Here is a 25,216-nt window from a genome sequence, read left to right on the forward strand (position 1 = left end):
CTTTGGGGTTGGGACGGGCGGGCGGCTGTTGAGCAGAATGCGCAAAATGCTCCCAATAAGCAGTATGCCAATCAATTGAGCCAAAGGCACTGCCGTGATCCGGGCCACCCTAACCTCTGTAGTACGCATCACACCGGGGTGGTGCCGTTCACTAAGAAGGAGCCGGCTGTGCTGGTATTACTTGGATTCGCCATGATCGCGGTTTTCATGGTGCTGATCATGACGAAGAAGTTGACGCCAGTGCTGGCGCTGATCATCGTCCCCACCGTTTTCGGTCTGTTCGCTGGCGCCGGTCTCGGCATCGGCGACATGGTCATGGACTCGATGAAGTCCATGACCTCCACCGCCGCGCTGCTGATGTTCGCCATCATCTACTTTGGCCTGATGATCGACGTCGGGCTGTTCGATCCGCTGGTCCGGTTTATCCTGCGCAAGCTCGGCAATGACCCCGCCAAGGTGGTCCTGGGCACTGCGCTCCTGGCTGCCGCGGTGTCCCTCGACGGCGACGGCTCCACCACCTTCATCCTCACCACCGCGGCCATGCTGCCGATCTACCTCCGCCTGAAGATGAGCCCGGTGGTCCTCACCTGCGTGGCAGGGCTGGCCAACGGCACCATGAACATCGTGCCGTGGGGCGGCCCCACTGCCCGCGCCGCCACCGCCCTGAAGATCGACGTCAACGAGGTCTTCGTTCCCATGCTCCCGTCGCTGATCGCCGGCCTTGCCGTCGTCCTGGTCTTCGCCTGGATCCTCGGCCTGCAGGAACGCAACCGCCTCCGCGCCACCCAGCCGGAAATCTGGGGAGTGCCGGAAACTGCTGAAGCGTTCGACGGCGGAGCTGCCGCCGGCGGCGCCGGCTCCACCGGCCGCAACGGTTCCGCACCTGTTCCCGCAACGGGAGGCCCCACCGTCGGCGGTTCCCCCGAAGGTTCCCCGGTGGCTGTCCTGGAGCGCACCGAACTTCTGGTCGACGACGCCGACACCGCCATGGCAGACACCGCCCTGGACCCCAACCGGAAGACCCTGCGCCCCAAGCTGCAGTGGTTCAACCTGGGCCTCACCGTCGCAGTCATGGGCATGCTCATCGCCGACCTCGTGCCCCTGCCGTACGTCTTCATGGTGGGTTCCGCGATCGCCCTGCTGGTGAACTTCCCGAACGTCAAGGACCAGGGCGCACAGCTAGTGGCCCACGCGCCGTCGATCGTTGCCGTCGTGAGCATGGTCATGGCCGCCGCCGTCCTCACCGGCGTGCTGACCGGCACCGGCATGGTTGAGGCAATGTCCGCGTGGCTGGTGCAGATCATCCCGTCCAGCATGGGTCCGCTCCTGGCAGTCATCACCGGTGTCCTCAGCATCCCGATGACGTTCTTCATGAGCAATGACGCCTTCTACTTCGGTGTGCTGCCCGTCCTGAGCGAAACCGCAGCACACTACGGCATCAGTGCCGCCGAGATGGCCCGCGCCTCCATCACCGGCCAGCCGTTCCACATGCAGAGCCCGCTGGTTCCGGCCATTCTGCTCCTGGTCTCCCTGGCCAAGGTGGACCTGGGCGACCACCACAAGAAGGTCCTGTGGCGCAGCGCCGTCGTCTCCCTGGTCATGCTGGCAGTAGGAATGCTGACCGGAGCCATCGGCATCCACTGAGGATTCGCCACCCGAAGGCCCGGACTAAACAAAAGGAAAGCAGAGTGCGGAATGATCCCCGCACTCTGCTTTTTGTTTGTCGGGGGAGACACAAGGTGAGATAGGCACACCGGCAACGGGACGGACATCCGGAAGCGTGCGTCTAAGCGAGTGCCCGCCGTCAGGGTTTCCTGCCCGAGCTTGCGAGGGAAGGGGGACGGCGGGTGTGCGAGCGAGCACGCGGAGGATCGTCCGGCCCGGGGCCGGAAGACGACTACAAGTGCGGAGGGGCAGGGCAACGTGACAGTAGACTAGTTCGGAAACCCATTCCGAACTTGCAGGGAGATCCATGGCTGCGATCAACCGTGACGACGTCGCGCACCTAGCGCGGCTCGCGCACATTGAGATGAGTGCTGAAGAGCTGGACAGGATGGCCGGCGAACTTGCCGTCATCGTAGACGCGGTAAAGTCCGTGAGCGAGGCCGCAGGGGACGGCGTTCCGGCCACTTCGCACCCGATTCCGTTGAGCAACGTGTTCCGCGAGGACGTGGTGGGGCATGTCTTCACCGCAGAGCAGGCACTCTCCGGCGCTCCGGACTCGGATGCAGACCGCTTCAAGGTCCCGGCAATCCTGGATGAGGACTAGAACATGACTGAAACCAACAGCACAGAACTCATCCGGCTCTCCGCAGCCCAACTGGCCGCCAAGCTCGCCGCCGGCGAAGTGACCGCCGTCGAGGTCACCCAGGCGCACCTGGACCGCATCGCCGCCGTTGATGGAGGGGAGCGCGGCGTCAACGCGTTTCTGCACGTCAACGCCGAGGAAGCACTCGCCGTCGCCGCCGAGGTGGACGCCATCCGCGCCGCCGGCGGGAAGGAAGCCGAGGAGCTGCACGAACTGGCCGGCGTTCCGATCGCCGTCAAGGACCTCATCGTCACCATCGGCCAGCCCACCACCGCCGGTTCCAAAATCCTCGAAGGCTGGCACAGCCCCTACGACGCCACCGTCGTCAAGAAGCTGCGCGCCGCGAAGATGCCGATCCTGGGCAAGACCAACCTGGACGAGTTCGCCATGGGCTCCTCCACCGAGCACTCGGCGTTCGGACCCACCCGCAATCCGTGGGACCTGGACCGCATCCCCGGCGGTTCGGGCGGCGGATCGGCAGCCGCCGTGGCCGCCTTCGAAGCCCCGCTGGCCCTGGGCACGGACACCGGCGGATCCATCCGCCAGCCCGGCGCCGTCACCGGCACCGTCGGCGTCAAGCCCACCTACGGCGGCGTGTCCCGTTACGGTGCCATCGCCATGGCGTCCTCACTGGACCAGATCGGCCCGGTTTCCCGGACCGTCCTGGACTCGGCCCTGCTGCAGCAGGTCATCGGCGGCCACGACCCTCTCGACTCCACCTCCCTGCCCGACTCCCTCGGGGACCTGGTGGCCGCGGCCCGGACCGGCAACGTGGACGGCATGAAGATCGGCATCATCAAGGAGCTCCACGGCGAGGGCTACCAGGCCGGCGTCGAGAACCGCTTCAACGAATCCCTCGAGCTGCTCAAGGAAGCGGGCGCGGAAATCGTTGAGGTGTCCTGCCCCAACTTCCAGTACGCCCTGGGCGCCTACTACCTGATCATGCCCTCGGAGGCCTCCTCCAACCTGGCCAAGTTCGACGGCGTCCGGTACGGCCTGCGCGTCCTGCCCGAAGAGCCGCCAATGACCATCGAACGCGTCATGGGCGCCACCCGCGCCGCAGGGTTCGGCGACGAGGTCAAGCGCCGCATCATCCTGGGCACGTACGCGCTGTCGGCCGGCTACTACGACGCCTACTACGGCTCCGCGCAGAAGGTGCGCACGCTCATCCAGCGTGACTTCGACGCCGCCTTCGCCAAGGCCGACGTCCTGATTTCCCCCACGGCGCCCACCACGGCGTTCAAGCTCGGCGAGAAGCTCGACGACCCGCTGGCCATGTACCTGAACGACGTCGCGACCATTCCCGCCAACATGGCCGGCGTCCCCGGGCTGTCCCTGCCCGGCGGCCTGGCCGACGAGGACGGCCTGCCGGTCGGCATCCAGCTGCTGGCACCCGCCCGCGAGGACGCCCGGCTGTACCGGGTGGGCGCTGTCCTGGAATCCCTGCTGGAGGCGAAGTGGGGCGGTCCGCTGCTGGACAAGGCACCCGACCTCGCCGCAACTGTTGGCGCCGTCCCGAGCCACGGAGGTTCACACTGATGTCTGACGCGATTCTGAGCTTCGAAGAAGCCATGGAGAAGTACGACCCCGTCCTGGGGTTCGAGGTCCACGTTGAACTCAACACGAAGACCAAGATGTTCTCCTCCGCGCCCAACGTGTTCGGCGACGAGCCCAACACCAACGTCAACGAGGTGGACCTGGGCATGCCCGGCGTCCTGCCGGTCGTGAACAAGACCGCGGTGGAATCCTCCATCAAGATCGGCCTGGCGCTGAACTGCAAGATCGCCGAGTCCTGCCGCTTCGCCCGGAAGAACTACTTCTACCCGGACACCCCCAAGAACTTCCAGACGTCCCAGTACGACGAGCCGATCGCCTATGACGGCTACCTGGACATCGAACTCGAGGACGGCACGGTGTTCCGCGTCGAGATTGAGCGCGCGCACATGGAGGAGGACGCCGGCAAGCTGACCCACCTGGGCGGTTCCGCCGGACGCATCCAGGGTGCGGAGTACTCGCTCGTGGACTACAACCGCGCCGGCGTTCCGCTCGTGGAGATCGTCACCAAGCCGATCGAGGGTGCCGGTTCCCGCGCCCCCGAGCTCGCCAAGGCCTACGTCGCCGCGGTGCGGGAAATCGTCAAGAACCTCGGCGTCTCGGACGCGCGGATGGAGCGCGGCAACGTCCGCTGCGACGCCAACGTCTCGCTGCGCCCGCACGGCCGCGAACGCTTCGGCATCCGGTCCGAGACCAAGAACGTGAACTCGCTGCGCGCCGTCGAACACGCCGTCCGCTACGAGATCCAGCGCCACGCCGCCGTTCTGGACTCCGGTGAGCCGGTCATCCAGGAAACCCGGCACTGGCACGAGGACACGCGCACGACGACGTCGGGCCGGGAAAAGTCCGACGCCGATGATTACCGCTACTTCCCGGAGCCGGACCTGGTTCCCGTTGTTCCCTCCCGGGAATGGGTGGAGGAGCTCCGCGCCACGCTGCCCGAGCCGCCGGCCGAGCGCCGCAAGCGTCTGAAGCAGGACTGGGGCTACTCGGACCTGGAGTTCCGCGACGTCGTCAACGCCGGTGTGCTGGACGAAATCGAGGAAACCATCGCGGCCGGTGCCACCGCTTCCGTGGCCCGCAAGTGGTGGATGGGCGAGATCGTGGGCCGCGCCAAGAATGCCGACGTCGATCCCGGCCAGCTGGGCATCGAGCCCGCCACCATCGTTGAGTTGAGCAAGATGGTGGAGGCCGGCAAGATCAACAACAAGATGGCCTCCGCGGTGCTGGACGGCGTGCTCGCCGGCGAAGGCACCCCGGCCGAGGTCGTCGAGAAGCGCGGCCTGGCCGTGGTGTCCGACGACGGGCCGCTCCTGGAAGCCATCGACGCAGCCCTGGCCGCGCAGCCCGACGTCGCGGACAAGATCCGCGGCGGCAAGGTTCAGGCTATCGGCGCCATCGTCGGCGGCGTCATGAAGGCCACCCGCGGCCAGGCCGACGCCGGCCGCGTGCGCGAGCTGATCCTGGAGAAGCTCGGCGTCACCGTTTAGCCTCGTAGCCCAACTGGGTCGCAGTTGTTGTCGTTTTGAGGGTTCATAACGGCAACAACTGCGACCCAGTTGAATTTAACTGTGGCTGAGGCGCGCCATGATGTCCTGCAGCGCCTCGCACACCACCCGGACCGACGCGCGCTTCAGGTTTTCCGGACGGGCCAGGATATCGATCCGGCGCCGGGTGCTGATGCCCTGCAGCGGCCGCAGCACGATGTCCGCATTGAGCACCGGTCGCGCCGTGTGCCGCGGCAGCAGGCCGATCACGCTGCCCGAGGCCACCAAAGCCGCCACCGTTGAGTAGTCGTTGATCCGGTGCACGATGTTCAGCTCCCGGCTGGACACCGCGGCGACGGCGGACAGCACGTCCGCGGGGGAGTAGCCGGCGCGGCTGGTCACCCACGGTTCGCCAACGACGTCGGACGCCGTCAGGGCCGCCTGGGCGGCCAGGCGGTGCCCCGCCGGCAGCGCAACATCCAGCGGCTCATGGGCCAGCGGTATCACCGCCACCCTTTCCTCCGGCCACTTGGGGCTGTGGTCCATCCTGTGCGCCAGGACGAGGTCGTACCGCGCCGTCAGCGCGGGGAAATCCTGCTGCGCCACGTCCTCGTCCGAGAGCAGCACCTTCGGTTTGTCCGGGCCGTCCAGCAGCCGGGCCAGCGGCGCAAACAGCGCCTGCCCCGCACTGTGGAATCCGCTCACCGTCACCGGCGCCACCGTGGAACCGTGGTACGCCCCGATCGCCATCCGCGCGTCGGCCATGGCACTGACGACGGCGGCACCCGCGTCCGCGAGCACCTGTCCGGCCTCGGTGAGCACCAGGTTCCGGCCCTCCTTGCGCGTCAGCGGCACCTCAACGCTTTTCTGCAGCTGGGCCAGCTGCTGGGACACCGCCGAGGGAGTGACGAGCAGGGTGTCAGCCACGGCCTTGACGCTTCCGAGCGCGCCAAGCTCCCGCAGCATTTCAAGCTGGTGGATCTCCATGCCGCCCATCTTATTCCTTAGCGATTCCTTAATCGTCGATTGAGAAAAATCCGCTTGTGCTAACGGGTCAATGGTGGCTCTAATGAAGGAAGATTCACCGCATGCCACCGCATGCCGAACGTAAGGATGCCAATGAAGGCGCTCTACAAGGCCGGCGCACACGCCGGATTCGAACTGACAGACCGCCCGGAACCCGAGGCGGGCCCGGGCGAGGTCAAGATCCGCGTGCTCACTACGGGCATCTGCGGCACCGACCTGCACATCCAGTCCTGGGATGCCTGGGCGCAGGGGATCATCGAGGCCCCGCTGATCGCCGGGCACGAGTTCTACGGCGAAGTCGTCGCCACCGGCGAGGACGTGCGCTACGTCAAGATCGGCGACCGGATCTCCGGCGAAGGGCACATCGTCTGCGGCATCTGCCGCAACTGCCGCGCCGGCCGGCGGCAGATGTGCATCCACACCGTCAGCGTCGGCGTACAGCGGGACGGCGCGTTCGCCGAATACGTGGTCATTCCGGAAACAAACGTCTGGGTGCACAAGGACCCGTCCGTCACGCCCGAACTCGGTGCCATCTTCGACCCCTTCGGCAACGCCGTGCACACAGCACTGAGCTTCCCGCTCGTGGGCGAGGACGTGCTGATCACCGGGGCCGGGCCCATCGGCCTCATGGCCATAGCCGTGGCGCGCCACGCCGGTGCCCGCAAGATCGCCATCACCGACGTCTCGGCGCCCCGGCTGGAGCTTGCCCGGCAGCTCGGCGTCGACCTCGCCATCGACGTCTCCAGGACCCGGGTCAGGGAAGCGCAGCGGGAGCTGGGCATGCGCGAGGGTTTCGACATCGGACTGGAGATGTCCGGCCATCCGACGGCGCTGCCGGAGATGATCGACAACATGAACCACGGCGGGCGCATCGCCATGCTGGGCCTGCCCAGCCAGTCCATCGACATCGACTGGGGCAAGGTGGTCACACACATGCTGACCCTGAAGGGCATCTACGGCCGCGAGATGTACGAGACCTGGTACGCCATGAGCGCCATGCTGTCCTCCAACCCTGCGCTGCACGCCAGCATCTCCGCCGTGGTCACGGACGTGCTGCCGGCCTCCCAGTGGGAGAAGGGCTTTGAAATCGCGAAGGCTGGCGTCGGCGGCAAAGTGGTGCTCGACTGGTCGGAAATCTGACCCGCAATCCCGGCCGGAATTCCGGCCCCATCCCTTAGTTAGTTTCCGACAGTTTCCCAGCCGAGGAGAACCCGCCATGTACTCAGCCATCAAGAACCAGCTCCGCGCCGAGCTGGACGACATCCGCACCGCAGGCCTCTACAAGACCGAGCGGCACATCGACTCCGCCCAGGCCAGCCACATCACTGCCGGGCAGATCGGCGAGGCCGGTTCGCCGGTCCTGAACTTCTGCGCCAACAACTACCTCGGCCTGGCCGACCACCCGGAGATCATCGCGGCGGCCAAGGCCGCCATGGACGAGCGCGGCTTCGGCATGGCCAGCGTCCGGTTCATCTGCGGCACCCAGGACCTCCACCTCGAACTCGAAGCGAGGGTCTCGAAGTTCCTGGGCACCGAGGACACCATCCTGTTCTCGAGCTGCTTCGACGCCAACGGCGGGGTTTTCGAATCGCTCTTCGGCCCGGAGGACGCCGTCATCTCCGACGCCCTCAACCACGCCTCAATCATCGACGGCATCCGGCTCTGCAAGGCGCAGCGGTTCCGGTACGCGAACCAGGACATGGCCGACCTGGAAGCCAAGCTCGTCGAGGCGAAGGACGCCCGGCGGAAGATCATCGTCACGGACGGCGTCTTCTCCATGGACGGCTACCTCGCTCCGCTGGAGGCCATCTGCGACCTCGCCGAGAAGCACGACGCCCTGGTGATGGTGGACGATTCGCACGCCGTCGGCTTCATGGGCCCCACCGGAGCCGGAACGCCCGAGCACGCCGGCGTCTCCGACCGCGTGGACATCTACACCGGCACTTTCGGCAAGGCCCTGGGTGGCGCGTCCGGCGGGTACGTTTCCGGCCGTGGTGAGGTGGTGGCGATGCTCAGGCAGAAGGCGCGTCCCTACCTCTTCTCCAACTCGCTCGCGCCGGCCATCGTGGCGGCCACCATCAAGGCACTGGAGCTCGTGCAGACCTCCGGGGAGCTGCGGGCCACCCTGTTCCGGAACGCCGAGCTGTTCCGGCGCCGGATGACCGAGGAAGGCTTCGAGCTGCTCGACGGCGAACACGCCATCGTGCCGGTCATGTTCGGCGACGCCGTCCTTGCAGCCAAGGTGGCGGACCAGATGCTCCAGCACGGGGTCTACGTGACGGCCTTCAGCTTCCCCGTGGTCCCGCGCGGGGCCGCCCGCATCCGCGTCCAGCTGTCCGCCGCGCACAGTGCCGACGACGTCGAAACCTGCGTCCAAGCCTTCGTGAAGAGCCGGGACGCGGTGACTGCCTAGCGCCCGCCCGTCCGTAAAGTTCCGGGCATCTGTAAAGATTGAGCCCATGGCATCAACCTATGACGTAGTCATCGTGGGCGGCGGGATCGCCGGGCTGTCCCTCGCCTCCGCGCTCGCCGGCACATGCACCGTGGCCCTCGTGGAGGCGGAACAGCAGCTCGCCTACCACACGTCCTCGCGCTCCGCCCGGCAGCTCATCCCCAGCTACGGTCCGCCGGTGGTCCAGGAACTCACCGTCCGCACCCTTGAGCTGATCGCCGCGGACGACGCCGGCGAGTCCCGGCCCGTGCTTTCCCCGCGGAGCTTTCTGCTCATCGGGGACGAAGAGACGGTGCGGGCCGAGGCCAGCGGCGCGATGCGCCTGATCAGCCACGCGGAAGCGCTCGGCTTGTGCCCGGCCCTGAAGCCGGAGGCCTTCTCCGCCGCCGGCCTGGACACCGGGTCCTTCGGCTGCGATGCGCCGGTGCTGCTGGAACGGCACCGGGCGCGCGCCGAGGCTGCCGGTGTGGACATCATCACAGGCGCCCGCGTCCACTCCGCCCAGCGGCTGGGGTCGGGCTGGGAGATCGGTGCCGGACAGGAAGGCTTCTCCGCCGGCGTGCTGGTTAACGCGGCGGGTGCATGGGCCGACGAGCTGGCGGTGCTGAGCGGCGTCGAGAAGATCGGCCTGCAGCCGTACCGCCGCACGGCGGCGGTGGCCGCCGTCGACCATCCGCTGCCGGAAGGCAGCCCCATGGTGGCCGCCGCAGACGACTCCTTCTACTTCCGCCGGGAAGGCAGCGACGTGCTGGTCTCCCCGTCGGAGCACGTGGCCAGCGCCGCGGAGGACGCACGTCCCCGTCCCGGGGACGTGGAGCGGCTCATCGCCCGGCTCAATACGCTGACGACGCTGGGGATCGGCGCCGTCCGCACCGCCTGGACCGGGCTGCGCACCGAAGCGGCCGACGGCGTCCCGGTGGTGGGGTTCGACGCCGAGGCGCGCGGGTTCTTCTGGCTTGCCGGCCAGGGCGGCTACGGGTTCCAGACGTCGTCCGGCATCGCGGAACTGGCCGCGGCCCTGATCCTTGCAGGACCCGAGGCGGGACCCGAGGCCGGTGGCAGTCCGGTATCCCGGACGGCGGATGCCCTGGCCGCGACACGCTGGTCCATCCGGCGCTGAAGAATGGATCCATGAGCACCCTGATCACCAACATTGCCGAACTGATGACCCAGGACGCAGAGCACCGTGTCCTCAAGGACGCGGCAGTGGTGATCGAAGGGGAACGCATCTCCTGGATCGGCCCGGCAGCCTCAGCTCCCGCGGCCGACGATGCCGTGGACGCCGGCGGCCGTGCCGTGCTGCCCGGCTGGGTGGACTCCCACACGCACCTGATTTTTGCCGGGGACCGGACGGCGGAATTCGAGGCGCGGATGGCGGGGGAGGAGTACAGCGCGGGCGGCATCGCCGTCACGACGAACGCCACCCGGAACACCAGCGACTATGACCTCACAAGGCTGGCGCAGGGCCGCGTCGCCGAAGCCGTGTCCCAGGGCACCACGTACCTGGAGACGAAAACCGGGTACGGCCTGGATGTGGAGCAGGAGGCCAGGAGCGCCCGTATCGCCTCCACGGTGGCGGACGAGGTCACGTACCTGGGCGCCCACCTCGTGCCGGCCGGCATTGACGCGGACGAATACACCAGGCTCGCCTGCGGCCCCATGCTGGAGGCCGCCCGCCCATATGTCCGCTGGGCCGACGTGTTCTGCGAACGGGGCGCCTTTTCCGAGGAGCAGTCCCGCGCCGTGCTGCAGGCCAGCCGCGACGCCGGGCTGGGGCTGCGGGTGCACGGCAACCAGCTGGGGCACGGCCCTGGTGTCAGCCTCGCGGTGGAGTTCGGCGCAGCCAGCGTTGACCACGTGAACTATCTCTCGGAGCAGGACATCGCCAACCTCGCCGCCGGCTGGTCCGGCTGGGATGCCGCTGGAACGGGCAGCCGAGGAACAGACAGCCGCGGAACAGACAGCCGCGGAACAGTGGCCACCTGCCTGCCGGCCTGCGACCTCTCCACGCGGCAGCCCTTGGCCCCCGGACGGCAGCTGCTGGATGCTGGCGTGCCCATCGCACTGGCATCCAACTGCAATCCCGGCACCTCCTACACGAGTTCCATGTCCTTTTGCGTCACCACCGCAGTCCTACAAATGGGCCTGAGCGTGCATGAGGCCGTGCGGGCGGCGACGTACGGCGGTGCCTTGGCGCTGCGGCGCGAGTCCGGAAACGACGCCGACGGCGAACGCGCGGTGGGCTCGATCGCCGTCGGACACCGCGCGGACCTGCACGTCCTCAACGCCCCCTCCGCCACGCACCTCGCCTACCGGCCCGGCATGCCGCTCACCCACGCCGTTTGGCGCGCGGGGGTGCGGGCACGGTAGTGTCGGGCGGGGCCGTTTACAGCAGCCACCCTCCGCACCGTAGTGACGGAAGCTGATCATAAGAGGTCTGCTACAATCAAAAAACGTCATTTCTTGTGACGGTTTTGATTTTGAAAGGCCACGCATGACCCGCACCGACCGACTGACGGCCATCCTTGATCTCCTTGCCGAAGCCGGCCAAGTGGAAGTTGAGGAGATTGTCACGCGGCTCGGCGTCTCGCCCGCTACGGCCCGGCGCGACCTGGACAGCCTGGCCAAGCGGCGGCTGCTGACGCGGACCCGCGGCGGCGCCACCACGGGCGCTCTGGCCTATGACCTTCCCGGCAGGTACAACCGGGACGACCACGCCGTGGCCAAGCAGGAGATCGCCCTCGCTGCCTCGGCCCTCATCGCCCCGGGCATGGTCATCGGGCTGTGTGGCGGCACCACGAGCACCGCCCTCGCGCAGATCCTGGCCACCCGCGAAGATCTTAACTCGCCGTCGAACCAGCCCACGCTCACGGTGGTGACCAACGCCATCAACATCGCCTCGCAGCTTGCCGTCCGGCCCAACATCAAAGTGATGGTCACCGGGGGCATCCTCAACACCCGGTCGTATGAACTCGTGGGCCCGTACACGGACATCATCATGCAGAAGGTGGTGCTGGACATCGCCTTCATCGGGGTCAACGGCGTCGATGCCGAGGTGGGGCCCACCAACACGGGCGAGGCCGAGGCCACGGTGAACGCCCTGCTCGCCAGCCGGGCCAGTGTCTCCTACGTGATCGCGGACTCCTCGAAAGTGGGCCGCCGGGCGTTCGCCACCATGGACGGCTACGATTTCACCCGGCTCATCACCGACGCCGGCATCTCCGCGGCGGACAAGGCTGCGTTCGAGGCGCGCGGCACCGAAGTGATCGTCGCCGGCGCCTAAACCGGCGGCCGCCGGAAACCGGTGCCTAATCGGGCGCCCGGAATAGAAGGCGTCAGAAGATCACAGGAGGCGCGTCCAGCACCGTCTCGTCCACTCTCCGGTCCACCCACTGCGTGAACGGCGTATCGAGTTCATACTTGCCCTCGCCGTTGCGCACCAGCATGCGGATCTCGGCGTTATCCGGGTTGTTCAGCGACTCGAAGTACTCCACGGACCAGTGGAACCAGCGCATGCAGAACAGCCGCATCGTCAACCCGTGCGTGACCAGCAGGCTGTTGGGGGAGTAGTCCGGCTTGGACCAGTGCCGGTACAGGGTTTCCATGAAGGAGGAGATCCGGTCGTAGACGTCCGAACCGGATTCGCCTTCCCGGAAGCGGTAAAAGAAGTGGCCGTAGGCGTTGCGGAGCTCCTTCTGGTCCTCGATGTCGCCGGAGATCTGGAAGTTGGCCCAGTCCTGTTCGCGCAGCCGCGGTTCCTCGATCACCCGTTCCGTCAGGGAGCCCAGGTCCAGTGCCTCCAGGGTCTGGTACGCGCGCAGGTACGGTGAAACGTAGACGCTCACCTTCCGGCCGTCGAGCTCGCGCCGGACGCGCTCCCCGGCGGCCTTCGCCTGCTCCAGCCCAAGTTCCGTCAGCGGTATCCGGTAGTCGGGCACCCTGTTGTAGATGGAGGTGTCCGCGTTGGCGGCCGACTGGCCGTGCCGGATCATGATGATTTTCCCGGGAGCGCTCATAGCTCCCCAGCATAGGGTCACTGTGCAGGGTTACAGCGCAGCTGGACCGGCACCGACGGGCTGGACGGGAATGCACGACGGCGGCAGGAACAGGCAGGCTGACAGGAAAGTACCAGCGGGTGCAGGCAAGATAGGAACATGTTGGTTCCTTCCCGCCGCCGGCTGCGGTTTGAAGTCTGGATTGTCCTTGGGCTGTCGCTGGGGCAATCAGCCGTCTATTCCGTGGTGCAGCTGCTGGACAAGATGACCCGGGCGCCGCTGGCGCAGGGGACGTCCACGCTCAACAGGTCACAGAGCACCCGCGAATACTTCGACCTGACCTATCAGCTCCTGGACATCATCTTCGCCCTGGTGCCGGTCCTGCTGGTCATCTACTTCCTGACCGACCAGCGCCAGTCCAACTCCGGACTAGGACAGGACGGCGGCTCCGCCTTCCGGAAACTGGGCTTCAACTTTGCCAGGCCCGGCAAGGACCTGCTGCAGGGTCTCGGGCTGGCCGCCCTGATCGGCCTCCCGTCGCTGGGGCTTTATGCCGCCGGCCGCGCCCTCGGCATCACGACGGCGATCATCCCGAGCGGCCTGGACGCTTACTGGTGGACGGTGCCCGTGCTGATTCTGTCTGCCCTGCGCCACGCGGTCGTGGAGGAAGTCATTGTGGTGGGCTACCTGCTGGACCGGTTCGGCAAGTTCGGCTGGTCCGTACCCCTTGCGATCTTCGTTTCGTCGATGCTGCGCGGCACCTACCACCTGTACCAGGGGTTCGGGCCCTTCATCGGAAACGCCGTTATGGGCGTGGTGTTCGCGTGGGTCTACACGAAGACCCGCCGGGTGATGCCGCTTGTCATCGCGCACGCGCTGCTGGACATTGTCGCCTTCGTCGGGTTCAGCCTGTTCGGCAAGGCCGCCGGACTGGGCTAGGCCGGGCTGTTTTAATAGCCGGGCTGTATTAAAAAGTGATTCGGCCGCCATCGGCGGGTGACGTCGTTGGCACCCGCTGATGGCGGCCGAAGTGAAGGGCAGGAATCGCGTCAGATGGTGACGGCGCCCGCTGCGGTTTCGAACGTGACGGAGAGGATTCCCGGTGTACCGTGCGGGGCCACCCAGTTCACGGCGACGTCTTCCAGCGGCCGTTCCACGGGCTCGCCTAGCCACTCGGTCACGCGCTCGGCGGAGCCCGCGATCGTGAGGGTGGACATCTTCACATTGCTGTCATAGGCGTTGGACGGGTGCAGTTCCGGATCGCCTTCCCACTTCAGCATGTACGGAACCTGGGGGTCCGCGATGAGCCCCAGGATGCCGATCTGCTTCCAGATAAGTTCCCGGCCGTCAGGAAACTTGCGGTTGCCGTTGACGGCGGAGCGGCCGAGGCGCTCCTCGAACGGGGCGAGGTCGTCAACTTCGACGCACCAGCCCATCCAGCCGCCGCCCGCTGCGGACCGGGCCCGGACGGCCTGGCCGAACGGTGCCTTGTCCGACGCCGGGTGGTCCAGGACCTCAACGACCTCAAGGTACTTGTGGCCGGCCAGCGGGATGATCATGTTCCGGGTTCCAAACCGGGGGTGCACCCCGCCCTTAACGGCTTCGACGCCGAGGGCGGAGGAGATACGTTCGGTGGTGGCCGCGAGGCCATCGTGTTCACAGGCGTAAGAGACGTGATCCATGCGCATGCCCTCATCTTGGCACTTTGTGACGGGGCTCTCAGCTTAGGGTGCCCTAACATTGCGAAATGTCCAGCTTTTGACGAAATTCTTCACAAAGCTGTGCGCGAGGAAGGGCTGTTCCTACACTGATCGCAGGTCATGAGCGCCAGCGAAAAAAGCCCCGGCTCGCTGGCCGGCAACCCTCCACCGCGGCGGGGTGCCCCGGGTGAAGACCTGGCCGCGCGGCGCCCGCCGGGCGGCAAGCGCGGGCCTGTGCCGGGACCAGCACACGCCCCTTCAGCGTCAGGAGCCTGCATGTCCAACGCATGGTCATTTGAAACGCGCCAGATCCACGCCGGCCAGGTGCCCGACGGCGCCACCGGCGCACGCTCCCTGCCCATTTACCAGACGACGTCGTTCGTCTTCCCCAGCGCCGACAGCGCAGCAGACCGTTTCGCGCTCGCCGAGATCGCCCCCATCTACACCCGGATCGGCAATCCGACCCAGGACGCCGTCGAGCAGCGGATCGCCAGCCTGGAGGGAGGGCTTGCGGCGCTGCTCCTGAGCTCCGGCCAGGCCGCCGAAACGTACGCCATCCTCAATATCGCCGAAGCCGGGGACCACGTGGTGGCCAGTCCCAGCCTTTATGGCGGCACCTACAACCTGCTGGCCCACACGCTGAAGAAGTTCGGCGTCTCCGTTACCTTCGTGGCGGACCCGGACGACCTGCAGCAGTGGCGCGATGCAGTCCAGCCGAACACCAAGCTCTTTTTCGCCGAAGTGGTGTCCAACCCGCGGCAGGACGTCCTCGACATCGAGGGCGTCTCCCGGGCAGCACACGAAGCCGGCGTGCCGCTCATCGTGGACAACACCCTGTCCACCCCCTACCTCATCAGGCCGCTTGAATGGGGCGCGGACATCGTGGTGCACTCGGCCACCAAGTACCTGGGCGGACATGGGGCCGCCATTGCCGGTGTCATCGTGGATTCAGGAAACTTCGACTTCGGTAAGGACCCGGAACGATTCCCCGGCTTCAACACGCCGGACCCCACCTACAACGGCCTCGTCTACGCCCGCGACCTCGGCGCAGGCGGCGCCCTGGGCGCCAATCTGTCCTACATCCTGAAGGCGCGGGTCCAGCTGCTCCGCGATCTGGGCTCGGCGGTGTCGCCGTTCAATGCCTTCCTTATCGCGCAGGGCCTGGAAACACTGAGCCTGCGCGTGGAGCGCCACGTGGCCAATGCCGTGGCCGTGGCTGGCTGGCTTGAGGCCCGGGACGATGTGGAATCCGTCGCCTACGCCGGACTGCCGTCCAGCCCCTGGTATGAGCGCGGCCTGAAGTACGGGCCCAAAGGCACCGGCGCGGTGGTGGCCTTTACCGTGGCGGGCGGTGCCGAAGCCGGCAAGCGCTTCGTGGATGCCCTGGAACTGCACTCCCATGTGGCGAACATTGGCGACGTCCGCTCCCTCGTCATCCACCCGGCGTCGACGACGCACAGCCAGCTGACTCCGGAGCAGCAAAGCGTTGCCGGGGTTGCCCCCGGACTGGTCCGGCTGTCCGTCGGCCTGGAGCACATCGACGACATCCTTGCCGACCTCGATGCCGGATTCAGGGCCGCGAAAGGCGCCTGACGTCTCCGCCTGACCCTGTGGCTCCCGTCCCGTTTTCCGGCCGGGAGTCACACAGCCGTCACATTCTTCGCGCAGGCGTCCGCCTGTTTCGTACACTTGGCAACAGGTCATGAGTGCCAGCGACAGCCCCGGCTTGCTGGCCGGCAACCCTCCTTCCGCGGTGGGGTGCCCCGGGTGAAGACCTGGCCTGCCGGTCTGCTGACGGCGGGCAAGCGCGTAAGAAGAGGTAGTTACCTATGACGATTTCTGTCAGCCACACCGACGCTCCGGCCGGGAAGACGCCCGCAGGCGCTGTTCTGGATGGCCCCGTTCCGGACGGCACTGTCCAGTACCGCAGCATCGGCAGCCTGGAACTCGAAGCCGGAGGATTCCTGCCGGACGTGACCCTGGCCTACGAAACGTGGGGAACGCTCAACGAGGACGGTTCCAACGCCATCCTCGTTGAACACGCCCTGACGGGCAGTACCCATGTGACGCGCGGTGCCGGGGACGAGGAGGGCTGGTGGGAGCAGCTCGCCGGGCCGGGCGCGCCAGCGGATACTGACAGGTTCTTCCTCATTTCCATCAACATCCTGGGCGGCTGTTACGGGTCCACCGGGCCGTCGTCGCCTGCCCCGGACGGCAAGCCCTGGGGTTCACGCTTTCCGCTGGTGACCCTCCGGGACTCCACCGTCGCCGAGGCCAGGCTCGCCGACCTGCTCGGCATCAGCAGCTGGCACGCCGTCGTGGGCGGATCCATGGGCGGGGCGCGGGCCCTCGAATGGGCAGTCACCTTCCCGGAGCGGGTGCGCCGCTGCGGTGTCATTTCCGTCGGGGCCAGGAGCACGGCCGAACAGATCGCCTTCGCCCAGGCGCAGACCCTGGCCATCCGGCAGGACCGCCACTTCAACGGCGGCGACTACTACGGCGGCCCGGAACCCGCTGAGGGCCTGGCGCTCGCGCGGCGGATTGCCCACATTACCTACCGGTCCGCCTACGAACTCGATTTCCGGTTCGGCAGGAACGCCCAGGCGGCTGAGGAGCCGCTGCAGGCGGATGCCCTGGCAGGCCGCGGCCGCTACCAGGTGGAGAGCTACCTGGACCACCAGGGCAACAAGCTGGTCCGGCGCTTCGACGCCAACAGCTATATCGCCCTGACGGAGGCTCTCATGAGCCATGACGTCACGCGCGGGAGGGGGACGCTGAAGGAGGCCCTGGCCCGGGCCACCGCCGACTTCTTCATTGCCGCCGTGGACACCGACCGGCTGTACTTTCCCGCGCAGTCGCTCGAACTCGCCGAGGCGCTGCCGGGGAACGTTGACGTGCACATGATCGAGGCGCCGATCGGCCATGACGGCTTCCTCACGGAGATCGGCCAGCTGAACGGGCAGTTGCGCGCGCATCTGCTGGGCTGAGGCGTACTGACAAGTAGCCCACGCGCTGCTTTGTGCATTTATGCAGATGCGTTCTGCACTTTTTGTCGTTGAGCTTGCAGGCAATGGCAGACCATACTCGTGTGAACCGGCGTTTCGTGGTGTACCTCACACACGTTCGCCAAAGACGGTCCCAGTGGTGTCGATGAAGACGCCGAAGGAGTTTACATATGAGTACGGATCACTCCGCCGCAAGGCGTGCAGAGGAAACCGACGTTAAGGCCTCGGGCCTGAGAAAAGTTGTCACGGCCTCAATGGCCGGCACGGTGGTCGAATGGTATGAGTTTTTCCTCTATGCCTCGGCAGCAACTTTGGTGTTCGGCAAGATGTTCTTCCCCAATTCGGGGACGGAACTGGACGGCATCATCGCCGCCTTTGTGACCTATGCGGTCGGGTTCGTTGCCCGCCCCATTGGCGGCATCGTCTTCGGCCACTTCGGCGACAAGTTCGGCCGCAAGCAGCTGCTGCAGCTGAGCATCATCCTGGTGGGTGTCTCCACCTTCCTTATGGGCTGCCTGCCTACCTTCGCGCAGATCGGCTACTGGGCCCCGGCTCTGCTGGTGTTCCTGCGCTTCGTCCAGGGCTTCGCCGTGGGCGGTGAGTGGGGCGGCGCCGTGCTGCTCGTTGCCGAGCACAGCCCCAACAAGTCCCGCGGATTCTGGTCCAGCTGGCCGCAGTCCGCCGTTCCCATGGGCAACCTCCTGGCCACCGGCGTGCTGTTCACCCTTTCCTCCACCCTCTCGCAGGAAGCGTTCCTTGGCTGGGGTTGGCGCGTCGCCTTCTGGCTGTCTGCCGTGATCGTCATCATTGGCTACTACATCCGCACCAAGGTCCAGGACGCACCGATCTTCATCGAGGCCCGCAAGGAAGTCACGGTCGAGCACAAGGGCTACGGCGTCGCTGAAGTTTTCCGCCGCTACCCGCGCGGTGTCTTCACCGCCATGGGCCTGCGCTTTGCCGAGAACATCCTGTACTACCTGGTGGTGACCTTCTCCATCACGTACCTGAAGGTCGTAGTCCAGACGGACACCTCACGGATCCTCCTGCTGCTGCTGGTGGCGCACTTCATCCACTTCTGCGCCGTCCCGCTTGTTGGCAAGCTCTCCGACAGCTTCGGCCGGCGTCCGGTCTACATGGTGGGCGCCGTCCTCGGCGGAACCTGGGGCTTCTTCGCCTTCCCCATGATGGACACCGCCAACGACATCGTTATTCTGGCTGCCATCACCATCGGCCTGCTGTTCCACGCACTCATGTACGCGGGGCAGCCGTCGATCATGGCGGAGATGTTCCCCACCCGCATGCGCTACTCCGGCGTTTCCCTGGGCTACCAGGTGACCTCCATTGTTGCCGGTTCCATGGCGCCGATCATCGCCACATCGCTTCTGAGCAGCTTCAACTCCTCAACTCCGGTGGCCCTGTACCTGCTCGGCGCCTGCATCGTGACCGCAGTAGCCGTGTTCTTCCTCAAGGAAACACGGGGCATCTCGCTCCGCGACGTGGACGCCGCAGACGCCAAGGGCACTGCCGACCTTCTGGCGGCCGCCAAGAAGTAGCCGCCAGGCAAGCCGAACCGGAAGGGGCGCCACAACCCAGGCGCCGGCACCTTCCGTGGCACAACCGCCGACCCAGCTGCCCGGGCCCGCCACCATGCAGGCCCGGGCAGTTGGGCGTTAGCCATCAGATGAAGTCAGGATTTCCCATGAAAGCAGCCGTTCTTTATTCCACCGTTCCTTCCGGAACCGGCTACGCCGAAGCTCAGGCGCTCCGGATCGAGGAGTTGGACCGGCCGGAACCCCGCGCCGGAGAGCTGGGCATCGCCATCACCTACTCCAGCCTGTGCCACTCGGATCTCTCAGTGGTGGACGGTTCCCGTGTCAGGCCCCTTCCCATGGCGCTTGGGCACGAGGCCGTCGGGCGGGTTGAGGCTGTTGGGGAGGGCGTCGAAGGCGTCGCTGTCGGCGACCACGTCGTCCTGGTCTTCGTCCCCAGCTGCGGGGACTGCCGGGCATGCAAAGCCGGGCGGCCGGCCCTCTGCCACCGGGCAGCGGAAGTCAACGGTTCAGGAGACCTGCTGCACGGCGAGGCGCTGCTGCGGACACCGGCGGGGGAGCGGATCAACCACCACCTGGGCGTCTCGGCCTTCGCTGACTACGCTGTGGTAGCGCGGGAGTCTGTGGTGGTGATTGACGACGACGTCCCGGACACCGTCGCGGCGATGTTCGGTTGCGCCGTGCTCACCGGCATGGGCGCCGTGCTGAACACGGCCGCCGTCACGGCCGGGCAGTCGGTGGCCGTCTTTGGGCTCGGTGCCGTTGGGCTGTCCGCAGTCATGGCGGCGGCACTCGCCGGCGCCTCATCCGTGATTGCCATCGACCCCAATACGGGTAAGCACGGACTCGCGCTGAAATGCGGCGCCACCGCCGTTGGCACGCCCGAGGACGCTGCCCGCCTGATCGCGGAGGCAACGGGCGACGGCGTGGACACGGCCGTTGAGGCGGTGGGGTCAGCGAGGGTGATTGCCTCCTGCCTTGAACACGTGACGCGCGGAGGGGCAGTAGTCTCGGTCGGCCTGCCCCACCCGTCCGCCGAGCTGACGGTGCCCGCCCTGCAATTCGCAGGTGCCGGCAAGCGCCTGCTCGGGTCCTACATGGGCGATGCCGTCCCCGGGCGGGACATCCCGCTCTATCTCGGCTACTGGCGGGAGGGCAAGCTGCCGGTGGAACTGCTGCACACCGACTCGCGGCCGCTGGCTGAGATCAACGAGGGCCTCGATGCCTTGGCCGCCGGGCACGTCGTGCGGCGGCTCTTCCAGGCCTGAGGGCCAGAGCCGGGCTTCGGCGGAATTCAGGCCGCAAGCAGATCCTGGTGCTGCTTCACTTCGTCCTTGAGCCCTGCGATGACGGCCTGAACAGGGCCGGATCGCAGGGCTTCGGGGCGTGCCACCGCCCAGATGGGAACCTGGCGCTGGAAGTCCCCGGCCAGCACCGGTACGAAGTCCGCCTGCCCCGCCACCATAAAGTTCGGCAGCAGTCCGATGCCTGCGCCCTGCCGGACTGCCTCCACCTGGGCGAACACGCTGGTGGCCTGGAAGCTTGATTTGGGCATGGGCAGCTGCGAGGACCAGCGGTGCCCCAGCTCTTCCACCTGGAGCGCGGACTCAACGTAAGAGACAAAGCCGTGCTGCCCGACGTCGTCGAGCTTTTCCGGCAGACCATGCTCAGCGGCATAGCCGCGGCTGACGTATAAGCGCAGGTAGTAGTTGCTGAGGAAGATCGTCTGCGCGTTGCTGACGTCGGTCCTGCCCACCACAATTTCCAGGTCAACGCCGGATCTGTTCTGGCTGACCTTGCGTGTGGCGCTCAGCATCTCGATGTTCAGCTGCGGGTTCTGTTGCTGCAGCCGGACCAGGGCAGGGGTGACGAACACCGCTCCCACGCCGTCCGTCGTCGCTACCCGCACCAGGCCGGACAGGGCGCTCTGGTCCTGGCTGATCAGGCCGGAGAGCGATCCAAGGGTATTCTCGATAGCTTCAGCCGCCTCCACGGCAGAGGCTCCCAGCTGCGTCAGCTCCCAGCCCTGCGGGCTGCGTTCCAGGGTGCGCCCGCCAAGCTGCTTGTCTAGTGCCAGGATGCGGCGGGAGATGGTGGTGTGGGTTGTGCCGAGCGCTTCCGCCACAGCGTTGAACCGTCCCAGGCGTGCGACTGTGAGCAGAATCAGCAGGTCGTCCGGACTCGGAAGCCGCCTCGTGTCCACGGGTAAGCCTTTCACTTGATGTGCATTGATGCACATGCCGTCTGTAATTTTTCCCCTTGATTGCACTCTAGCAGGGTGTGATCGTAGACACAGACCTCCCGGCGTGACGGCCGGATTTGAAGCAAAGGAGCTTATGACATGGCAGTAATCGGTTGGATCGGCCTCGGAAACATGGGCGGTTCCATGTCCGCGAACCTGGCAAAGGCCGGGCACGACGTCCGCGGTTTTGACCTCAACCCCGCCGCGCTTGCCGCGGCCGAGGAAGCCGGCGTCAAGCCTGTTGCCAGCATCGCCGAGGCCGTGGACGGCGCAGACGCCGTCTTCACCATGCTGCCCAAGGGCGAACACGCCCGCGCGGTGTACCTCGGTGAGGACGGTGTCCTCGCACATGCGGACACTGCAACCCTCCTCGTGGATTCCTCCACCATCGATATCGCCACCGCCAGGGAACTGCACGACGCCGCTGCTGCCGCCGGCTTCCGCTTTGTCGACGCCCCGGTCTCGGGCGGCATGAGCGGCGCCAAGGCCGGAACCCTGACGTTCATGGTCGGCGGGGAAGCGGGCGCCGTGGCGGACGCCAGCCGCTACATCGAGCCGATGGCCTCCAACGTCATTCCCACCGGCGGCGCTACTACCGGCCAGGCAGCCAAAATCTGCAACAATCTGATGCTCCTGATCAACCTCGCCTCCACCGCCGAGGGTGCCGTCCTGGCAGACCGCCTGGGCCTGGACAAGCAGGTCTTCTGGGACATCGCCTCGGTGTCCTCCGGGGACTCGTGGGCGCTGCGGACCTGGTACCCCGTGCCCGGCGTCGTTCCCACGGCGGCCTCGAACAACGACTTTGCCCCTACCTTCACCACGGAACTCGCCAACAAGGACATCGGACTGGCCATCAGCGCCGCCGAGGACACCGGCACGCCGCTGGAGATCGGCAAGCATGTCCAGCAGCTCTTCCAGCAGCTCATCGACGCCGGTGAGTCGGGCAAGGACTGCTCCATGATCATCAAACTCGTCGACGGTTCGCTGGACAGCTCCAAGTAGCCCGCCGCCCTCCCTGTCTTCCCACACCGAGCACGAAAAGAGACTTCCCTTGCAGACCATTCCGCACTTCATCAACGGCAGCCGCGTTAGCGACGCCGAGCGCTTCGGCCCCGTCTTCAACCCCGCCACCGGCGAACAGGAGAAGCAGGTGGTGCTTGCCTCGGCAGCCCGGACCGAGGAAGCCATCGCGGCCGCCCGTGCTGCACTGCCCGCGTGGCGCGCCACCAGCCTGGCCAAGCGCACCAACATCTTCTTCCGCGTCCGCGAAATCCTGAACCAGCGCAAGCCTGAGCTCGCGGCGATTCTCACCAGCGAGCACGGCAAGGTCCTGTCCGATGCCGAGGGTGAAATCTCCCGCGGCCTGGAGAACATCGACTTCGCCACCGGCCTGTCCCACATGCTCAAAGGTGAACGCTCCGAGCAGGTCTCCAGCGGCATCGACGTGCACTCCGTGCGCCAGCCGGTGGGGGTCGTCGCCTGCATCACCCCGTTCAACTTCCCGGCCATGGTGCCGCTGTGGATGGTGGGCAGCGCCCTCGCCTGCGGCAACACCGTGCTGCTGAAGCCCAGCGAGAAGGACCCGTCGGCCGCCATCTTCATTGCCGAGGCCTTTGCCGAAGCGGGCCTGCCCGCCGGCGTGCTGAACGTGGTCCAGGGGGACAAGGAAGCGGTTGACGTCCTGCTCGAGCACCCTGACGTCAAAGCGGTGAGCTTCGTCGGCTCCACGCCGATCGCGCAGTCCATCTACAAGCGGGCCGCCGACCACGGCAAGCGGGTCCAGGCCCTGGGCGGCGCCAAGAACCACATGGTGGTGCTGCCCGACGCCGACCTGGACATGGCTGCCGACGCTGCGGTTTCCGCCGCCTACGGTTCGGCGGGCGAGCGCTGCATGGCCGTCAGCGTCCTCGTGGCGGTGGGCAACATTGCGGACGACCTGGTCAAGGCAATTTCCAGCCGCATGGCCGGCCTTAAGATCGGTCCGGGAACGGACCCAACCTCCCAGATGGGCCCGCTGATCACCGCGGAGCACCGGGACCGCGTGGCCTCCTACGTGGCGGGAGCGGAAAACGAAGGTGCCACGGTGGTCGTCGACGGGCGCTCGCAGCAGTTCGATTCCAACGGCTTCTTCATCGGCGTCAGCCTGGTGGACCACGTGAAGCCCGGGATGAAGGTGTACGACGACGAGATCTTTGGCCCGGTCCTGTCGGTAGTGCGCGTCGATACGTACAGCGACGCCGTCCGGCTGGTCAACGAGAACGAGTTCGGCAACGGCACAGCCATCTTCACCCGCGACGGCGGGGCGGCACGGCAGTTCGAGTTCGACGTCGAGGCTGGCATGGTGGGCGTCAACGTCCCCATCCCCGTTCCAGTTGGCACGTTCTCGTTTGGCGGCTGGAAGAACTCGCTGTTCGGCGACACCCACATGTACGGCCCGGACAGCATCAAGTTCTACACCCGCGGCAAGGTGGTCACCACTCGGTGGCCGGACCCGTCCACCTCGGTGATCGACCTCGGCTTCCCGCAGATCGACTAAACTCGAAACTCGGTTTACACCAAAACTCGAGTTTGGGCCCGGTCACGGCCGGCCTGCGCCTCAGCCCGCGTCCCGCAGCCACAAGCTGCGGGCCGCGGGCTGTTCCTTTTTAGCGCGAACGTACATTTGTGGCCCCAACCGCCGGCGCGAACGTACATTTGTGGCCCCGCCCGCCGGCGCGAACGTACATTTGTGGCCCCGCCCGCCGGCGCGAACGTACATTTGTGGCCCCGCCCTGCCACGCAACCTGCACATCCAACCGCAACTCCAACTCCGACCGGGGCCAACGAGCTCGGATTCCCGCCAGGTGGTGGTCCCAGGGAACACCAGATCTCGGTCGAGAGAGTCAGCGCTGACGCGTGGAGGTTTGGCTTCCTTCTGGAGGCTCCGGGTCAGTCACGGTTCGGGCTCTCGACCCTGCCTGCGGGATTCTCACGGAGCAAAAAGTGCCGCTGGTGTGGCAACAGGTCGGCCCGACCACAGGATGCGGCGGCCCGCGACGGCGGCACCCGTCACCCTGGCCGTCAAGTCCTGACGACCGTGGAAGCGTATCCGGCCCCGCAGTCCCGCTGGCGGGCAGAGTACGCCGGGAGGGCTAACCGTTCATGATGTCGTTGCGGCGGGCCATGTACTCCTCCATGGAGATCTGGCCGTCGCTGTACTGCTGGTCCAGCTCAGCGAGTTTCCGTGCGCGGTAGCCCTGCGGGGCCGACGGCGGCGGGGGAGCCGAGGGCGCGGGGCCAGGAGAGGCCGGGTTCTGCTGCGGCTGGGGCGCGTTGGCCCGGTATTCGGCGCTGTCCTCATAGGGGACCTGCCCCTGCTGCCAGGATGATGCACCGGTGCCGCCGGGGTAGGGCTGGCCCGGGTAGGGCGGGTTCTGGTGCTGCTGACCCGGGTACGGCGGGTTCGGATACTGCTGATTCGGGTGCTGCTGACCCGGGCACTGCGGGTTCGGATATTCCTGGTTCGGGTAGGGCTGATCCAGGGGCGGAAGCTCATCGCGGCCACCGCGCTGGGGGAACCCGAATCCGCCACTGAAGTAGTCCTGCTGTGTGTAGCCGTCCCGTGGCCGGTTGTCCGGGCGGCCCTGGAAGGGGCCTCCGAACGGACTGCCCGGCTGGTTGCCGAACTGGTCCGGTCCCTGATTCGGGAACTGGCCCGGATACTGCCCCGGCAGGCCGGGCCCCTGGTTCCGCTGCTGCATTGACCTCCGGTACATCCGCATGCCCATGGGAACAAGGACGGCCAGAATGATGATCCAGAAAAACAAGTCGAACACGGTGGGGCCCTCTCAGTGAGTCTCCATTCCAGCTTAGTCCTGCGGGAGAACGGGCCCGGGATCCTTATGCCCAGAGCGCACA

21 protein-coding genes and 2 riboswitches are annotated in these 25,216 nt (G+C 66.6%); of the genes, 16 read left to right on the forward strand and 5 right to left on the reverse strand.

The window, feature by feature from the left end; translation table 11 throughout:
• Window positions 1-168 precede the first annotated feature (168 nt).
• From ACFTR6_RS06215 to gatB, 4 genes are all read left to right on the forward strand, one after another.
• Entirely contained in the window at window positions 169-1,644 is a 1,476-nt protein-coding gene (locus ACFTR6_RS06215; protein WP_377957266.1) for a CitMHS family transporter, read from the forward strand.
• Window positions 1,645-1,972: 328 nt separating this feature from the next.
• On the forward strand, window positions 1,973-2,269 hold the full coding sequence (gene gatC / locus ACFTR6_RS06220; RefSeq protein WP_087873601.1) for an Asp-tRNA(Asn)/Glu-tRNA(Gln) amidotransferase subunit GatC: 297 nt from the start codon (window positions 1,973-1,975) through the stop codon (window positions 2,267-2,269).
• Window positions 2,270-2,272: 3 nt separating this feature from the next.
• Window positions 2,273-3,847: an Asp-tRNA(Asn)/Glu-tRNA(Gln) amidotransferase subunit GatA gene (gatA, locus tag ACFTR6_RS06225; RefSeq protein WP_377957267.1), complete on the forward strand. Its 1,575-nt coding sequence runs from the start codon at window positions 2,273-2,275 to the stop codon at window positions 3,845-3,847.
• The gene (gene gatB, locus ACFTR6_RS06230) at window positions 3,847-5,352 is read left to right on the forward strand and encodes an Asp-tRNA(Asn)/Glu-tRNA(Gln) amidotransferase subunit GatB (RefSeq protein ID WP_377957268.1); all 1,506 of its coding nucleotides are present in this window, start codon (window positions 3,847-3,849) and stop codon (window positions 5,350-5,352) included. The genes gatA and gatB overlap by 1 nt, the downstream gene beginning before the upstream one ends.
• A gap of 75 nt (window positions 5,353-5,427) precedes the next feature.
• On the opposite strand, the gene ACFTR6_RS06235 is transcribed toward gatB, so the two are convergent.
• Entirely contained in the window at window positions 5,428-6,336 is a 909-nt protein-coding gene (locus tag ACFTR6_RS06235) for a LysR family transcriptional regulator (protein WP_076803479.1), read from the reverse strand.
• Window positions 6,337-6,468: 132 nt separating this feature from the next.
• Here ACFTR6_RS06235 and tdh point away from each other — a divergent pair, with 132 nt between their 5' ends.
• The 5 genes from tdh to ACFTR6_RS06260 all read left to right on the forward strand — a co-directional run bounded on the left by tdh (window position 6,469) and on the right by ACFTR6_RS06260 (window position 12,110).
• Entirely contained in the window at window positions 6,469-7,515 is a 1,047-nt protein-coding gene (gene tdh / locus ACFTR6_RS06240) for an L-threonine 3-dehydrogenase (protein WP_076798272.1), read from the forward strand.
• A gap of 76 nt (window positions 7,516-7,591) precedes the next feature.
• Window positions 7,592-8,788: a glycine C-acetyltransferase gene (locus ACFTR6_RS06245; protein ID WP_087873600.1), complete on the forward strand. Its 1,197-nt coding sequence runs from the start codon at window positions 7,592-7,594 to the stop codon at window positions 8,786-8,788.
• Between the two features lie 46 nt (window positions 8,789-8,834).
• On the forward strand, window positions 8,835-9,947 hold the full coding sequence (locus ACFTR6_RS06250; protein WP_377957269.1) for an NAD(P)/FAD-dependent oxidoreductase: 1,113 nt from the start codon (window positions 8,835-8,837) through the stop codon (window positions 9,945-9,947).
• An 11-nt stretch (window positions 9,948-9,958) separates the two neighbouring features.
• A complete protein-coding gene (locus ACFTR6_RS06255) occupies window positions 9,959-11,197 on the forward strand; it encodes an amidohydrolase family protein (RefSeq protein ID WP_377957270.1) in 1,239 nt (412 codons plus the stop codon).
• A gap of 124 nt (window positions 11,198-11,321) precedes the next feature.
• Window positions 11,322-12,110 (forward strand): DeoR/GlpR family DNA-binding transcription regulator, encoded by a 789-nt coding sequence (locus tag ACFTR6_RS06260; protein WP_076798263.1) that lies wholly within the window; start codon window positions 11,322-11,324, stop codon window positions 12,108-12,110.
• A gap of 52 nt (window positions 12,111-12,162) precedes the next feature.
• On the opposite strand, the gene ACFTR6_RS06265 is transcribed toward ACFTR6_RS06260, so the two are convergent.
• Complete coding sequence (locus ACFTR6_RS06265) at window positions 12,163-12,843, reverse strand: histidine phosphatase family protein (protein ID WP_377957271.1); 681 nt, start codon at window positions 12,841-12,843, stop codon at window positions 12,163-12,165.
• Between the two features lie 138 nt (window positions 12,844-12,981).
• Between ACFTR6_RS06265 and ACFTR6_RS06270 the strand changes: the two genes are divergently transcribed.
• Window positions 12,982-13,761 carry a CPBP family intramembrane glutamic endopeptidase gene (locus tag ACFTR6_RS06270; protein ID WP_076798260.1) on the forward strand — a complete coding sequence of 260 codons (780 nt, stop codon included), beginning with the start codon at window positions 12,982-12,984 and terminating at the stop codon, window positions 13,759-13,761.
• A 110-nt stretch (window positions 13,762-13,871) separates the two neighbouring features.
• On the opposite strand, the gene ACFTR6_RS06275 is transcribed toward ACFTR6_RS06270, so the two are convergent.
• Window positions 13,872-14,510: a VOC family protein gene (locus tag ACFTR6_RS06275; RefSeq protein ID WP_076798258.1), complete on the reverse strand. Its 639-nt coding sequence runs from the start codon at window positions 14,508-14,510 to the stop codon at window positions 13,872-13,874.
• A gap of 128 nt (window positions 14,511-14,638) precedes the next feature.
• Window positions 14,639-14,755, forward strand: a riboswitch (SAM riboswitch).
• Window positions 14,756-14,798: 43 nt separating this feature from the next.
• On the opposite strand from ACFTR6_RS06275, the gene ACFTR6_RS06280 reads away from it, so the two are divergent.
• The 4 genes from ACFTR6_RS06280 (at window position 14,799) to ACFTR6_RS06295 (ending at window position 20,345) form a co-directional block, all read left to right on the forward strand.
• Entirely contained in the window at window positions 14,799-16,115 is a 1,317-nt protein-coding gene (locus ACFTR6_RS06280) for a bifunctional o-acetylhomoserine/o-acetylserine sulfhydrylase (protein ID WP_377957272.1), read from the forward strand.
• 105 nt (window positions 16,116-16,220) lie between these two features.
• A riboswitch (SAM riboswitch) is annotated at window positions 16,221-16,336 on the forward strand.
• Window positions 16,337-16,351: 15 nt separating this feature from the next.
• Window positions 16,352-17,509, forward strand: a complete 1,158-nt coding sequence (locus tag ACFTR6_RS06285) for a homoserine O-acetyltransferase (protein ID WP_377957273.1) — start codon at window positions 16,352-16,354, stop codon at window positions 17,507-17,509.
• Window positions 17,510-17,697: 188 nt separating this feature from the next.
• The gene (locus ACFTR6_RS06290) at window positions 17,698-19,080 is read left to right on the forward strand and encodes an MFS transporter (protein WP_076798254.1); all 1,383 of its coding nucleotides are present in this window, start codon (window positions 17,698-17,700) and stop codon (window positions 19,078-19,080) included.
• A gap of 146 nt (window positions 19,081-19,226) precedes the next feature.
• Window positions 19,227-20,345: an alcohol dehydrogenase catalytic domain-containing protein gene (locus ACFTR6_RS06295; protein WP_377957274.1), complete on the forward strand. Its 1,119-nt coding sequence runs from the start codon at window positions 19,227-19,229 to the stop codon at window positions 20,343-20,345.
• A gap of 26 nt (window positions 20,346-20,371) precedes the next feature.
• Here ACFTR6_RS06295 and ACFTR6_RS06300 read toward each other — a convergent pair whose 3' ends face one another.
• Window positions 20,372-21,280, reverse strand: coding sequence for a LysR family transcriptional regulator (locus tag ACFTR6_RS06300; protein WP_377957275.1), 909 nt, complete (start codon window positions 21,278-21,280; stop codon window positions 20,372-20,374).
• Between the two features lie 138 nt (window positions 21,281-21,418).
• Between ACFTR6_RS06300 and mmsB the strand changes: the two genes are divergently transcribed.
• A complete protein-coding gene (gene mmsB, locus ACFTR6_RS06305) occupies window positions 21,419-22,321 on the forward strand; it encodes a 3-hydroxyisobutyrate dehydrogenase (protein WP_377957276.1) in 903 nt (300 codons plus the stop codon).
• Between the two features lie 49 nt (window positions 22,322-22,370).
• Window positions 22,371-23,855, forward strand: a complete 1,485-nt coding sequence (locus ACFTR6_RS06310; protein ID WP_377957277.1) for a CoA-acylating methylmalonate-semialdehyde dehydrogenase — start codon at window positions 22,371-22,373, stop codon at window positions 23,853-23,855.
• Between the two features lie 595 nt (window positions 23,856-24,450).
• On the opposite strand, the gene ACFTR6_RS06315 is transcribed toward ACFTR6_RS06310, so the two are convergent.
• Window positions 24,451-25,134 carry a hypothetical protein gene (locus tag ACFTR6_RS06315; protein WP_377957278.1) on the reverse strand — a complete coding sequence of 228 codons (684 nt, stop codon included), beginning with the start codon at window positions 25,132-25,134 and terminating at the stop codon, window positions 24,451-24,453.
• Window positions 25,135-25,216 lie beyond the last annotated feature (82 nt).

Source organism: Arthrobacter sp. NPDC057009 (assembly GCF_042673905.1).
Lineage (GTDB): Bacteria > Actinomycetota > Actinomycetes > Actinomycetales > Micrococcaceae > Arthrobacter.